Raw genomic sequence first — 12,788 nt, 5'->3', positions numbered from 1 at the left:
ACAAAAGTTACTAGAATTTACCTTCAAAACAAATGGTTATGTAATAGTAAATTTAAAAACACCAGGTATCATTAAGACCTAGTGTTTAGAGCGCGGAAATTTCACCATTTAACAAATGCAGATGTATTTTTAGCGATTTTGAAAATAAATGGACAATGCGTTTGCAATATCGTCCACTTTTTCCTTCGCTTGAATAGTATAGTGGTCTCCGTCTAATGAAGAGGAGAAACTATTGAAACCTTGGTTACGTAAAAAGTCATCAATATCTGACAGTTCTTCTCCTTGTGTCTTTAATGCTTTGTGTCCAACGAAATTATCGTTTACATAAACATCATAGCGATCTTCATTTAATTTTGAATCCACGTCGCTTGAAAGGCCAGGGTTAATTATAGGAAAGGTACTATTTGAAGTATTTTGATTAATCATGCAATTCCCTCCAATCATATTTATAGTTACCTTTTCCCAGATTGAATAGAATATGATTAAGTTTTTTTTATTGTGTAACTCCATACTCAGTAATGTTGACTTTTACCTTTGCTTCGATGCTCATTTCTGGATAGTAATCCTTGTATCTTTTAAAATCAAAGTTTCTTATTCGACTATTTAAGATATCTCCAATTCCAAGGGAATCAACCTTTAATGTTTGAGTCCTTGAAATAATGCGTTGATAATCTTTATTTAACCGCTTCTCAAATTGATTCTCCAATCTTTGTATAACTTCGTGATTCATTTTTGTTCCTTTATATTCCCTAATTACTCCTTCTACCTTAATATCAATGTTTACTTTTGGAATCGAACCTGTGTTATCCACCTGATAATGTCTTTTTGATTTTATATTTTCTAGATCTGCTGAGAATTTTTGAACATGCAGTGGTAATATTCCAAATTTATAGTCTTCAACAAGAGTTTTAAAGGCAAAAAGTTCTTTAAACGAGATTTTACCAACGTATTTATCTCCCTTAAATAAAGCCATTCCGTTAATCTTAACCTTATCATCCTTTAATACTAATAGGGGTAGAAACAAATCAGCACCTTTTGAATAATACTTATAGAGCATCTGATGTAAATTTGTCTTTGGAATGGTCCCTCCTTTAATATTTTTCTCAAGGATACCGGAAATATAGATGCCTGTATCCTGTGTTTCGTATTTTTTTGTAAGATAATCTTTTGCATTTCCCTCAACCACTGCAAGAAAAACATGTGAACCGACACTAGGGTCTCTATTAAGGTAATCGAGGTAATCATATATTCCATGCTTGGCAAGCTCTTCATTATATAAGGCAATCTCTAGTCTTCCGCTTAATAATGGTTTATTAGATTCGGAATCCAGCTTTGCACGATTTTCTCGTAGCAAGGTTGAGATATTTGAATATGTTCCGCTAGTAATAGATTTATCAGGCTTAAAAATAGGAATAGACACGGTTCCTCTTACGTGATTTTCATCAATATAGTCATAGCCAACAGCTGTCACTAAATCGATATCATCAATGATATTCTGTTCTGACGAACAACCTGATACTACCAATAGAATGATAAAGTAAAATATGAGTAAGTGATTTTTATTCATTTTGTTTTTTCACCTTGCTATAAATAAAGTGACTGATAAAAATGAATGGTATGTATCCTCCCATCATGATATATCCTCCATATGATAGTATCTCACTTAGTTGTCGTATTTGGTTATACCCTTTTATTAATGTCACCATACTTAATATGATCATTAAAGCAATCAGCAAAATGATTCGTTGTTTCACACCAAAAATCCGTTTCATTCCTCTCATAAAACACCATAAAGCTAAAGAAATGTTAGGGAGTATCACTAATGCCCATGAACTGATTCCTATATATTCAAAGCGTTCGACAAAAGGCATTTTCATAATCTTCCACAAACCTAACGTCGGCCAAAGATTCGATATTAATTGTTCTTCACTATAAAATATGATTGTGACAAGATAAGTGGATAAATAAAGAAACGTACTAAATGCAATACCAAATTGTGCCCATTTCTGCGATTTTTTTGGTTCTTTAATAAAAGGATAATAAATAAATAGGGTGGAAAACCCTATATAGCTAATAACCATCCCTTTCGATGATAACAAGATTTCCTTAATCGAATGGTTCCAAATAGGAAGTAAGTTTTCACCATGCGCAAATTGTAATGGAAACAATAAAGTCAAAACTAAATATAAAGGCAGTGTGACTCCAAAAAAACAAATACCAGTCACTATTCTAAAACCACCTTCTACTATGTAGTAAAGTAGTGGCAGAAAAAACAAGCATAATGAAAATAAACTAATTCTTGGAAACATCCAAACCTGAATGACTTCAAAATAAACTCTGATGACCACAATAGCAATTAAAAGAAAATAAAGCAGTATAGCAATATTCAATAAGTTACCAATCCATTTTCCAAAAATTTTTTGATTAATGGCTAGGACATCCGTACCCTCTTTATTTAACACGTGAAACATCATCCAAATCAAAACGTGTATAAACGTACCAGTTAGTAAAATCGAAATCCAGGCATCATTTCCAGCCCATCTTACAATTTCAGATTGAAATGTAAGAATCCCCACTCCAATTTGAATGGAATTAACTAAGAAAAAAACTAGATAAGGTGAAACCTGGAATCTTTCTTCAACAGTTGATTGCATTTTTTTCACACCAATCACTCATCAACATCTTTATTTTCTTTTGCTTTTTTGGGATTAAAACGTAATGGATTTTCTGTTTGGAGTTTAATAGGTCTCTTAGCACTAGCTGAGAACGGAAACCTAAAGATCGCATCTTTTAGATCTTGTAAACGACTAGGATATAACGGCTCTAAAAATGGTCTCCCTAATGAAGTTAATCTAAGTAAATGGGTTAACATGTAACAAAAGCAAATAACCACACCAAGCATTCCATAAATATTAGCAAATAATAGAAACGGAAAGCGGAGTAAACGAATCGTGTTACCCATTTGATAAACAGGAGTCGTAAACGACGCAAGGGCAGCCAGAGCAACAATAATTAGAAGGACATTACTAGTTAAACCAGCTTCAACTGAAGCGGTCCCAATTACAATCCCTCCAACGATACCAATTGTTTGTCCTACCTTTGTTGGAAGTCTGGCACCCGCTTCTCTTAATAGTTCAATCGTTAATTCGAGAAAAACTGCTTCTAATATAGGTGGGAGTGGAACTCCCCTTCTTGAAGTAATAAGTGTCCCCATTAAATCCTTTGGTATCATTTCATAATGAAAAGTCAACGCCGCCACATAAATTGGAGTAACTAAGATGGAGAAGCTTACGGCAAATAATCGAATGATTCGAAAAGTTGACGCAATTAATGGATTTAAATAATAATCCTCAAAGGCAGAGAAAAATTCCACTAAAGAAGTGGGTCCAATTAAAGCATGAGGAGAGCCATCAACAATAATGACAACCTTTCCCTCGGCCAATACGGCAACTACACGATCGGGTCTTTCTGTATCAACTAATTGTGGAAATAATGATTTATGATTATCTGAAATGATCTGTGTAATAAAGGAGCTGTCGATAATTTGGTCAAAATCAATCTCAGATACCCTTTGTATGACCGTATTGACATTTTCCTCATTAGCAATACCATCAACATACAAAACAGCAATATTTGTTTTAGATAATCTGCCAATTTCAAATTGCTTAACTGTCAATTCCTGAACAGGTAATCTTTTTCTCACTAAATTGATATTAATATTTAAAGCTTCTACGAATGCTTCCTTCGGCCCTACAACTGAAAACTCCACTTCTGGCATGGAAATGGTACGAGACTGATGGGATTCTGATTGAACCAACAAACAGGAAGGATCATAACCTTCTAATTGAATTACTACGTAACCTGAATGCAGTTTATTTCTTATTGTGTTGACATCACTTGTAATAATGATATTCTCTATTGGAATGACCGATTTTACACTTTCTAGTGAGTTTCCGCTTGTTTTTTCTAAATAACACATAATATCTTTATGTAAAACATCTGGATCCACAATAGTTTGATAATAAGAAATCCAGTAATGGTGGTTCTGTACTGGGTAACAGTAGTGAACAAAGTCATCTGATTTCATCGATGTTTTAATTAATTCAAAGGCATTTTTCGACTCAGTCTTTTCATTAGATTGATTGGAATCTTTTGATGTTTCCTTTACCTGGGTATCAATTGGTAGGTGAAATTTTGGTTTTCTTTTGAACATACCTTCACATCTTTCTTTCTACCTTTTTCTTCTTTAACCATTATTTTCTACCATTATGTTTTTTTTAATCGGTTAAATTAAACACGAGCAATTTTTAATTGCTCAAAAAACTTCGTCGGGAGTGATGTATCATGGCAAGAAACAAACTTTTGGTTCCTGGTGCAGAGAATGTTCTGGATCAAATGAAGGAAGAAATCGCCAGCGAGTTTGGAGTTCAACTTGGTGCTGATACAACCGCACGAGCAAACGGTTCCGTAGGCGGTGAAATGACAAAACGTCTTGTCGCTTACGCTGAACAAACATTAAGAAATCAACAAGGTCAATAACTTGTGATTTCCAAAATAGAGGCTGCCAAAATGGCAGCCTCTTCCTTTAATTATTTACTCAGCAAAATTAGCATAACTTTCAATTCTTAGAAAAAACTAAGAAAAAAGAGCTAAGGGGACTATTAGATGGAATTGAATCAACCCATTAAACCGATTAACTTACGTCCAATTCAAACGCAGACGAGTGCAAAATTAACCGCTCCGGAAATGGCAAAACTTTGGGCAACTTACGTTGGCAATAGTATGTCAAATAAAATATTACAATACTTCCTGCAACACGTTGAAGATGATTTAATTAAGACCTTAGTAGAAAATGCTTTTTATTTAACTGAGGATTTTATGCGAAGAATTGAACAAATACTAAATAAAGATAACTTTCCTATTCCAAAAGGTTTTACAAAAGATGATGTTAATTTGAAAGCTCCTCGGCTATTTGAAGAAGAATTTTATGTTCATTATATAAAGTATGCTGCAAAGGCAGGTATGAGTATATATGGCGTTGCACTTCCAATCGTGTTACGTGAGGATATTAGAGATTTTGTTATATATTGTAATTCTTGTACCATTGCTCTTTTAACACAAATAAATGATATTTTAATGACAAAGGGGCTAATTATTAAACCACCTATTCTTCCCATTCCCGATAAAGTGGACTTTGTTAAGGACCAAAGTTTTTTACATGGGTTTATGGGTAAAGTTAGACCTCTACATGCACTAGAAGTCACTCACCTTTACGATAATATTGAAAACAATGTCACAAGTAAAGCATTGATACTAGCATTTAGCCAAGTTGCCAGAAACGAAAAAGTCAAACAGTTGTTTATTCGGGGGACTGAAATCACAGATAGAGCAGTGTCCAGTTATAAAGAAAAACTTCATAAAGATAACTTACCCTCTCCATCACTTTTAGATCATTTGGTAACGGAATCGAAGATTGCTCCTTTTTCAGACAAACTCATGCTCTTTCACAAAGTGGATATGTTTTCAATGAAAATAAGAGCATTTGGAAATTCAGTAGCAGTAAATGGGCGACGAGATATAAGCTTGCTGTATGCGCGCTCACTCAAGAGCATAGCTTTGTTTGTCGATGATGGTGCTAATATCCTGATTGAAAATGGCTGGATGGAACAGCCACCACAAGCTGCTGATAGAGAAGATTTGTTGTAAGCACCCCATTAAAAGCCGTGATCTTAAAAGAAACGGCTTTTTTTAATCACCTGCTTATTGACAAGGATAGATATTGAATTTATCGTAGTCTATGGTTTGTTATTAAATTTGATAAGGTACATATATTAAATAGTTTACTGGATTAATATAACAAGCCTAGAATTGTAATCGGTGGTGTACTCGTGAAGGAATCTGTCGTCATTCAGCAGAAAAAAAGTCCGAATTTGAATTTTAGTCTATTAAAAAAAGACCTGGTTTTTACGATCTCCTTTATCTTAGCAGCTATAAGTTGTTTCATTCATTTACCCAAAATTGAATATATTAATTTTCATGTTTTGATAAGTTTGTTTAATTTGATGCTTGCTATAAAAGCTTTAGAAGAATTAAAGGTACTAGACAAATTTGCGATATCTATTTTGAATAAAAGTAAAAATAGTAAAAGTGTCTCAGGCATTCTTATTCTATTTTGCTTCTTTAGCTCAATGTTAGTAACAAATGATGTTGCTTTACTTACTTTTGTACCCTTAACCCTTTTAATTAGTAAAAAGACCAAAATAAATATGATTGACACCATTATTTTACAAACCATTGCCGCTAATATTGGAAGCAGCTTAACTCCAATGGGGAATCCACAAAATTTGTTTATTTATTCTTTTTACGGTTTAAAACCCATGCCGTTCTTCATGGCTGTCTCCTTTATTGCTGTGCTGGGTATAGGAACTCTTTATTTCCTTTTTCAAAGACTCGAGCCAAAAGAAATAAAAGTTGATTTATATCCTGTTACTGTTGGAGATCCAAAAAAGGCAATCGTTTGGGGAATAGTGTTAGTCATCATCATTGCATCGATATTTGGTGTAATCAGTTATCCTATCGCACTTTTCATTACACTCGGAACAGCGTGTATTGTTAACGCTACTCTTCTATTAAAAATTGATTATCTTCTGTTAATTACTTTTGTTTGTTTTTTTATTTTTATCGGAAATATTTCCAGTACAACGGCTGTACAGACCTTTGCAAGTATGAGTATGAAAGATCCTTCTTCCGTCTATTTTAGTTCGATTGGGTTAAGCCAATTGATTAGTAATGTTCCTGCTTCGATTCTACTTGCACAATTCTCTACAGACTGGAAACCATTACTGCTTGGTGTAAATGTGGGCGGATTAGGAACGATAATTGCTTCATTGGCCAGTGTTATTTCCTTTAAACTGTTTAATCAGGCAAACCCAAATGAAAGTAAAAATTATCTTATTAAATTCAGCATATATAATTTCGCATTTTTAGCATTTTTGGCCAGTGCTCAATATTTAATTTTTATTATTCTAGATATTTTGTAAGAAAGCTGTCTTCTCGAATGAGAAAACGGCTTTTTTCTTTTTCGTTATGGAAGGACCCAAACAAATATAACTTGGTGAGCATAGATTAGTAGAAAAATCTTACCGTGATTTTGCCGAACAAGAGTTTGAATGATGGTGGTGTATAAAAAGTGTTTGAAGTGAAGAAATGTAAATACGGTAGAGGCATATTTGCAACCCGGGATATCCAGAAGGGCGAACTTATTCATGTAGCCCCAGTCATTATATCTCCTAAGAATGAGTACAAAAATTTAAAAAAGACCATATTGATGGACTATGTATTTTGGTGGGGAGAAGACTGTGCTTTAGCATTGGGATATGGTTCTTTATTTAACCACTCCTATACACCAAATGCTTTATACAAACTCCGAAAAAAGGAGAAAACAATTGACTTTTTTGCTTACACAGATATTAAGGAAGGAGAAGAAATCAAAGTTAATTACAATGGAGACCCCGATGATGATTCAGAAATTTGGTTTGATGTCCTTTGAAAAATTGATAAAAAGAGGCTGACTCATAACAGCCTCTTTATTCAAATATAATTATTTTCAAGATTTTTTTTTCGAAGTGCTTGTTTATTTAAGATCCTATTTAGTCGCTTCGTTTTTTCTTTTTCGTAAAAATAATGAACAATGAAGTAAGAAATTACGCCAAATACGACCCCAAAAATTGCCATTCCAATTAACACGTGGACTCCTCCATGAAGAAGACTGATTACACCTCGAAAATCACCGTGTAATAAACTTTGAAAGGAAAATGGAGTATTATGTCCTAATTTAACCTTCATTGGAAAGATAATTTTCCCGATTTTTTTTGCAAAAGGTAATAACAGTACGGGGAGAAAGGTAAGTTTCCCAATAACATTTCCAATAATTGCTGCTGGCAAGGAACCTTTGGCAAGTCGAACAACGGGCAAAAACAATATATATATCAGTGATGCAGAGGAAAGAACAACCATTTCCATACCAAAGCCAATGGCAAATCCGAGCGATACCTTTCGAGCCCCACCTGGTGAACGTAGCAGTTTTATGAAATTATACTTGAACGCTCGTCCTAAGCGCTGAATAAAATTATATTTTTTACGTTTATTGGTCATATGCCTACTTCCTCTTTAACAACAGATTTATAAAGAATGAAGATAATTTCAGCTTGGATGGTTATTACTTAAATAATTACCTTGCCATTATCATTACACTATAAATAAATAATAAGTCACATTTTGTGAAATGTAAACGAAATCACACCGATAATGTCATTGTTAAATTTTTTCTTTTTTTGAACTAGTTATAAGCCTATAAAAAAATACTAGGTATTTGAAAACCTAGTACTTTTTATTGATGTAATTGATTTTTTTTACTTAAAAATAGTTGAAAGAACTTGGTCGAATGTCATTTCAGTATCTACTACATATGTCCCCGGCCGCAATTTGTTGGAAAGTCCTCTTTGCTCTATGATTTGAGAAAACTCGAAAGCGTCTGAAACGATTTTAGATGGAATAAGCATTTTTCCTACATCGAAACTTGTCATCCCCTCGGTTACGTTAACGGTTACTACTGTTTTAGAAGGCTTATCGTTTTCTGTTGCTGCCTTTTTTGTTGTCGTTTCCTTTGCTGTCTGCTTTGTTGTCGATTCCTTTTTATCAAAATCTGCTTTCTTTTGTACGATATAGCCTTTAGCTACCAGCTTCTTTTCCATTTCTTTTACAGATGGTTGCACGGTTATGGTTTTGTCGGTTACCTTTGTATTTTTAGATACATGATCATTCGTAAGGTACACGACGCTACAAATACTTGTGGTAAGTAGAATACCTGCTGCAAAGCTGCTTAATAAGTTAATTCTCATTGGCAACTTTTCTCCCTTCATCCTTTAAGTGTTGGTAAGGTATAAGCAGCTGTTCAATTTCACTTATTGTTACTTGTTTCATTTCAGCAATGCTCTCAACTGAATAATTTCGTTTATATAAATCTAGTACTTCACGCGTGAAAAGTTTTTCATTAGAAGAAAGTTGAACACCTGCTTCTTTCATCACCACTTCCATGTCAAGTTCCATATTACGAATCGTTTCTTGAATCGCATTGATTTCCTTCATTGTTGAAATATGTGCTAAATCAATTTGTTTATGCTCTACTTTTGCAGCATGATTCGTTTTAAGAATAGAAAAGATTAGCAGTAGTACGGAAACCACAAATAACGAAATTAATGTCCATTCCATTAGAGTAACGCCCTCCTTCTTATAAAGAGAAATTTGCAAGTCCTTATTATACATCGAAACGACAAATTTTTCGATTTAAATCATAAAAACAAGTAGAAAGTCGGAGGGATTTGACAAATTACGGTGAAATAGGAATTCATTTCTCTGGTATAATATTCTATAAAAACCCACTCCTGAATAGATGTAATAGAAAAAATGGTTATGTTAAAGAACATTGTTGATTTTTATACCCTGTTGATTGGAGTGGAAGGCGCGAAGACTCCTGCGGGAGTAGCGGTCTCGGGAGACCCCGCAGGAGGAACGACGAGGAGGCTCCCGGAACGCCCGCGGAAAGCGAAGTGCCTGGAACGGAAATCAACAGACAACTTAACAAAGCCAAAAAAATAAATCCACAAACCTTCCAACCGTTTAGGAAGGTTTGTGGATTTATTTATTGCACCCAAAACTATTGTTAGGCTAATGATCGTAATTTTTTATTCTTTTTTATTTGTAGTGGCTGATGAGTATAATAAATTTTTACAAGTGCACGACAATCACAGAGTGAACATTTAATTTGATAGGAAGCTTTACTAATATGTGGAGTTTCTAAGAAAGGTAATATTTCTTTCATATGCCTGTCACATGCCCACATGATCTCACCCCAAATAGAAAGTTTTATAGATTAATATTCTTTACTTGGATTTATTTTACGGATGATACTTCTTTTTGAATCTTTTCCGGCTTTTTCTTAATTACTTGTTTGGTAATTTCCTCATCCCAAGAAATCGTAATATCCCCATTTGTCACAAAGGTTTGACACCCGAGACGATATCCATTTCCTAACCACTCTTCACCTAATTTTCTTCGTTCCTGTACCTTTACCTTATCAAGATATTCAGAACCTTCTTCAACTTTAAAAACGCAGGTACCACAAATACCTCCACCGCAACGATTAGGCAACTCCCCATCATAACGGAGTGACATTCTCAAAATATTTGAATTGTCTGGAACCTCTAATCGCTTATTACTGTTTTTGAAATGAATGTTTGGCATATTGATTATTTCCTCCCTTATATTAATCTAAATTATTTTAAGTGCTTTTCACTTTATCTTTTCTATTCATTTTCTCTTTAATATTTTTTATATAGTTGATATATGCTTTTTTAGAGTTTTCAATATGGATTCTCATTAAATACTCTGCTAATTCCGTTTCTTTATCCCTTAAAGCTTTCATGATATCAATATGCTCTCTTAATGATTCTTTCCTTCTACCTGGAGTCTCGTAGCCCATATTAGCTGCCATGTGTATATAATCGATAAGGCCAGATAAAATTTCGAATAATTTTGGACTTTTAGATGCTTTATTTATCAACCGGTTCATCTGAATATGTTCAAGATTAAAATCCTCTTCCGATTGCTTTTCTAATGCTAACAGTTCTTGAATCTTTTGTTCTAGTTCTAACTGAGTTTCTTGATCCATTCGTTGTGCTGCCAACTTTACGGCCAAAACCTCTAACGAAGCAAGGATTGTAAAAACCTCAATTACTTCACTTTCAGAAATATTCGAAACGACGACCCCTTTCCTGGGAACCGTTTTAACAAAGCCTTGAGACTCAAGCCGGAATAATGCTTCCCTTATAGGCGTTCTACTTATGTTTAATTTCCCTGCAAGTTCTCTTTCAATTAAACGGTCACCTGCCTTCAATTCGCCTTCCAAAATCATTTCCTTTAGAAACAAATAGGCATGTTCACGAATCGATAAAAGATTATTTTCCTCCCATCTTATGTCCATCTATTCCACCTGCTTATTTTTATAGTTTTTACAAAAGCTTACGAGAGAAATACTCCGCCATATATTAATGCACATAGAATTAATAAGGAGGGATGAATTTTGAATCTCATTAAAGCAAAATAACTGACCCCAGCCAAAAGGATTAAATGGAATATCCCACTATTTTCAAATGCTGTTAAAAAGAACTGATAAGCCATTATGGCAAGTAAGATGGCAATAATAGGTTGTACTGCTCTTGTCATTAAGGTTACCTTTGGAGAGCCTTTAAATAGATTTACAAATTTAAATAATAAAATGACAGCAAGAGCAGAAGGAAGTATGGTAGCAATTAGTGCAATAATGGCCCCCAAAAAGCCTCCTAACTGAAAACCAATATACCCCCCCATCTTAGTTGCAATTGGACCAGGTAAGGCATTCGCTATTGCTAGTACATCTCCAAACTCAGATAGGGTCATCCAATGGTAATGATTGACCACTTCATTTTGAATTAGTGGAATGGTCGCAGGTCCCCCTCCGTAACCCAGTAAATTAGCAATGAAAAAAGACCAAAAGATGTGCCAATAAATCATGAGCTTTTTTCCTTTCTCTGAATAAGTACCTCAGTGGTGCCTGTAGCAGCTTTTTCTTTACGATCTGCAATCAAGTAGGCAACGATTAGAAAAATACCTATTAAGATTCCCGGATGTAAACCAAGGAACTGAACAAAGACCAGAGATACCACTGAAAGAGTAACCATTTTTTGTAACCCTAACCCTTTACGACCATTTTGGAAAAATCGATACGCCATTTCGATTAACATAAAGCCAATAACAGGGGTAACTCCTTGGACCATTCCGCTGACAATGGGCGAATCCTTGTAAGAATAAAGAACACCTAATAAAGCGATCATGCCAATAATAGAAGGAAGAATGTGAGTTAGGATGGCGACTATTGCCCCAATAGACCCTTTAACTTTATATCCGATATACGCTGCCATTTTAGTAGCAATCGGGCCTGGCATGGTATTAGCTAAGGCTAAAATCTCAACAAACTCTTCTTCTGTCATCCATTTATATTTTTTGACGGCCTCAAACTCTATCAACGGTATAGTCGAGGGGCCGCCCCCATAACCGGTTACACCAGTGCGGGCAAATCCAAGTGCTAACTCCAGATAGGCTTTCAGTTGACTCTCCCCCTTTTTATACCTTTTCATTATTAATTTGAGAGTAGTAGTTTGAAGACCCCATTCAGCCTATACCTATCTCCTGAATGAGGTCCTAATTCTATTACTTTTTTATATCCGCCGAGGTGATTACTTCTAGCCCCGCACTAGCCAAATAGCTTTGTAAGGCTTGTAGTGCGGCTGTTCCTACGGCCGTATCTTGCTCACCGTTTCCACCACTTACACCAATTCCACCTACTACTTCTCCATTTACAACAATAGGAAAACCACCTACAAAAATAGCGAATTTTCCAGGGAGCATCATTTGGATTCCAAATGCTTCATTTCCTGGAAGGGCAGGACCATTAGGTTCTTTGTTAAATAAATGGGTGGAGCGTTTATGTCCTGCAGCAGTGTAGGCTTTAGCAATCGCAATCTCTGGTCCTGTAATACGTGCTCCATTCATTCGTTCAAGAGCAAGTAGGTTTCCCCCGTCATCACAAATAGCAATTGTTTCAAGGACATTGATTTCTTCTGACCTCTTTTTCGCAGCCTCTATCATTAATTTAGCTTCTTCTAATTCTAATTTTAGAACTGATTTCATGT

Annotated in this window: 16 protein-coding genes; 4 read left to right on the top strand and 12 right to left on the bottom strand. The window is 34.8% G+C overall.

Annotated features, from left to right (window positions below):
* Positions 1 to 129: 129 nt before the first annotated feature.
* From RCG25_RS12090 to RCG25_RS12075, 4 genes are all read right to left on the bottom strand, one after another.
* A complete protein-coding gene (locus RCG25_RS12090) occupies positions 130 to 426 on the bottom strand; it encodes a hypothetical protein (protein WP_308083892.1) in 297 nt (98 codons plus the stop codon).
* A gap of 67 nt (positions 427 to 493) precedes the next feature.
* Complete coding sequence (locus tag RCG25_RS12085) at positions 494 to 1,567, bottom strand: Ger(x)C family spore germination protein (RefSeq protein WP_308083891.1); 1,074 nt, start codon at positions 1,565 to 1,567, stop codon at positions 494 to 496.
* Complete coding sequence (locus RCG25_RS12080) at positions 1,560 to 2,654, bottom strand: GerAB/ArcD/ProY family transporter (RefSeq protein ID WP_308084164.1); 1,095 nt, start codon at positions 2,652 to 2,654, stop codon at positions 1,560 to 1,562. Before RCG25_RS12080 ends, RCG25_RS12085 begins: the two co-directional genes overlap by 8 nt.
* Positions 2,655 to 2,668: 14 nt before the next feature.
* Entirely contained in the window at positions 2,669 to 4,087 is a 1,419-nt protein-coding gene (locus RCG25_RS12075) for a spore germination protein (protein WP_308084163.1), read from the bottom strand.
* A 257-nt stretch (positions 4,088 to 4,344) separates the two neighbouring features.
* Here RCG25_RS12075 and RCG25_RS12070 point away from each other — a divergent pair, with 257 nt between their 5' ends.
* From RCG25_RS12070 to RCG25_RS12055, 4 genes are all read left to right on the top strand, one after another.
* Positions 4,345 to 4,539, top strand: a complete 195-nt coding sequence (locus RCG25_RS12070) for an alpha/beta-type small acid-soluble spore protein (protein ID WP_308083890.1) — start codon at positions 4,345 to 4,347, stop codon at positions 4,537 to 4,539.
* A gap of 126 nt (positions 4,540 to 4,665) precedes the next feature.
* Positions 4,666 to 5,706 (top strand): DUF3231 family protein, encoded by a 1,041-nt coding sequence (locus RCG25_RS12065; protein ID WP_308083889.1) that lies wholly within the window; start codon positions 4,666 to 4,668, stop codon positions 5,704 to 5,706.
* A gap of 182 nt (positions 5,707 to 5,888) precedes the next feature.
* Positions 5,889 to 7,040 carry an SLC13 family permease gene (locus tag RCG25_RS12060; RefSeq protein ID WP_308083888.1) on the top strand — a complete coding sequence of 384 codons (1,152 nt, stop codon included), beginning with the start codon at positions 5,889 to 5,891 and terminating at the stop codon, positions 7,038 to 7,040.
* Positions 7,041 to 7,189: 149 nt separating this feature from the next.
* Positions 7,190 to 7,549, top strand: coding sequence for an SET domain-containing protein (locus RCG25_RS12055; RefSeq protein ID WP_308083887.1), 360 nt, complete (start codon positions 7,190 to 7,192; stop codon positions 7,547 to 7,549).
* Positions 7,550 to 7,590: 41 nt separating this feature from the next.
* Here RCG25_RS12055 and RCG25_RS12050 read toward each other — a convergent pair whose 3' ends face one another.
* From RCG25_RS12050 to RCG25_RS12015, 8 genes are all read right to left on the bottom strand, one after another.
* Positions 7,591 to 8,154: a DUF2062 domain-containing protein gene (locus tag RCG25_RS12050; protein WP_308083886.1), complete on the bottom strand. Its 564-nt coding sequence runs from the start codon at positions 8,152 to 8,154 to the stop codon at positions 7,591 to 7,593.
* A gap of 257 nt (positions 8,155 to 8,411) precedes the next feature.
* Positions 8,412 to 8,900 (bottom strand): aminodeoxychorismate lyase, encoded by a 489-nt coding sequence (locus RCG25_RS12045; RefSeq protein WP_308083885.1) that lies wholly within the window; start codon positions 8,898 to 8,900, stop codon positions 8,412 to 8,414.
* Entirely contained in the window at positions 8,890 to 9,270 is a 381-nt protein-coding gene (locus RCG25_RS12040; protein ID WP_308083884.1) for a hypothetical protein, read from the bottom strand. Before RCG25_RS12040 ends, RCG25_RS12045 begins: the two co-directional genes overlap by 11 nt.
* A gap of 681 nt (positions 9,271 to 9,951) precedes the next feature.
* Complete coding sequence (locus RCG25_RS12035; RefSeq protein WP_308083883.1) at positions 9,952 to 10,302, bottom strand: 2Fe-2S iron-sulfur cluster binding domain-containing protein; 351 nt, start codon at positions 10,300 to 10,302, stop codon at positions 9,952 to 9,954.
* A 37-nt stretch (positions 10,303 to 10,339) separates the two neighbouring features.
* Positions 10,340 to 11,041 carry a GntR family transcriptional regulator gene (locus RCG25_RS12030; protein ID WP_308083882.1) on the bottom strand — a complete coding sequence of 234 codons (702 nt, stop codon included), beginning with the start codon at positions 11,039 to 11,041 and terminating at the stop codon, positions 10,340 to 10,342.
* A gap of 38 nt (positions 11,042 to 11,079) precedes the next feature.
* Positions 11,080 to 11,610, bottom strand: a complete 531-nt coding sequence (locus RCG25_RS12025; protein ID WP_308083881.1) for a chromate transporter — start codon at positions 11,608 to 11,610, stop codon at positions 11,080 to 11,082.
* Positions 11,607 to 12,233 carry a chromate transporter gene (locus RCG25_RS12020; protein WP_308083880.1) on the bottom strand — a complete coding sequence of 209 codons (627 nt, stop codon included), beginning with the start codon at positions 12,231 to 12,233 and terminating at the stop codon, positions 11,607 to 11,609. Before RCG25_RS12020 ends, RCG25_RS12025 begins: the two co-directional genes overlap by 4 nt.
* A 73-nt stretch (positions 12,234 to 12,306) precedes the next feature.
* On the bottom strand, positions 12,307 to 12,786 hold the full coding sequence (locus RCG25_RS12015; RefSeq protein WP_308083879.1) for a GlcG/HbpS family heme-binding protein: 480 nt from the start codon (positions 12,784 to 12,786) through the stop codon (positions 12,307 to 12,309).
* Positions 12,787 to 12,788 lie beyond the last annotated feature (2 nt).

The sequence above is a fragment of the Neobacillus sp. PS2-9 genome, assembly GCF_030915525.1.
GTDB lineage: Bacteria > Bacillota > Bacilli > Bacillales > Cytobacillaceae > Neobacillus.
This window is presented reverse-complemented; position numbering and strand designations above follow the sequence as displayed.

Bases quoted from the DNA above. Each gene is read 5' to 3' on its own strand.
- RCG25_RS12040 (WP_308083884.1), bottom strand. From the start codon at position 9,270: ATGGAATGGACATTAATTTCGTTATTTGTGGTTTCCGTACTACTGCTA.
- RCG25_RS12085 (WP_308083891.1), bottom strand. From the start codon at position 1,567: ATGAATAAAAATCACTTACTCATATTTTACTTTATCATTCTATTGGTA.
- RCG25_RS12025 (WP_308083881.1), bottom strand. From the start codon at position 11,610: ATGATTTATTGGCACATCTTTTGGTCTTTTTTCATTGCTAATTTACTG.
- RCG25_RS12075 (WP_308084163.1), bottom strand. From the start codon at position 4,087: ATGAAATCAGATGACTTTGTTCACTACTGTTACCCAGTACAGAACCAC.
- RCG25_RS12050 (WP_308083886.1), bottom strand. From the start codon at position 8,154: ATGACCAATAAACGTAAAAAATATAATTTTATTCAGCGCTTAGGACGA.
- RCG25_RS12020 (WP_308083880.1), bottom strand. From the start codon at position 12,233: ATGAAAAGGTATAAAAAGGGGGAGAGTCAACTGAAAGCCTATCTGGAG.
- RCG25_RS12030 (WP_308083882.1), bottom strand. From the start codon at position 11,041: ATGGACATAAGATGGGAGGAAAATAATCTTTTATCGATTCGTGAACAT.
- RCG25_RS12080 (WP_308084164.1), bottom strand. From the start codon at position 2,654: ATGCAATCAACTGTTGAAGAAAGATTCCAGGTTTCACCTTATCTAGTT.
- RCG25_RS12045 (WP_308083885.1), bottom strand. From the start codon at position 8,900: ATGAGAATTAACTTATTAAGCAGCTTTGCAGCAGGTATTCTACTTACC.
- RCG25_RS12090 (WP_308083892.1), bottom strand. From the start codon at position 426: ATGATTAATCAAAATACTTCAAATAGTACCTTTCCTATAATTAACCCT.
- RCG25_RS12035 (WP_308083883.1), bottom strand. From the start codon at position 10,302: ATGCCAAACATTCATTTCAAAAACAGTAATAAGCGATTAGAGGTTCCA.
- RCG25_RS12015 (WP_308083879.1), bottom strand. From the start codon at position 12,786: ATGAAATCAGTTCTAAAATTAGAATTAGAAGAAGCTAAATTAATGATA.
- RCG25_RS12065 (WP_308083889.1), top strand. From the start codon at position 4,666: ATGGAATTGAATCAACCCATTAAACCGATTAACTTACGTCCAATTCAA.
- RCG25_RS12070 (WP_308083890.1), top strand. From the start codon at position 4,345: ATGGCAAGAAACAAACTTTTGGTTCCTGGTGCAGAGAATGTTCTGGAT.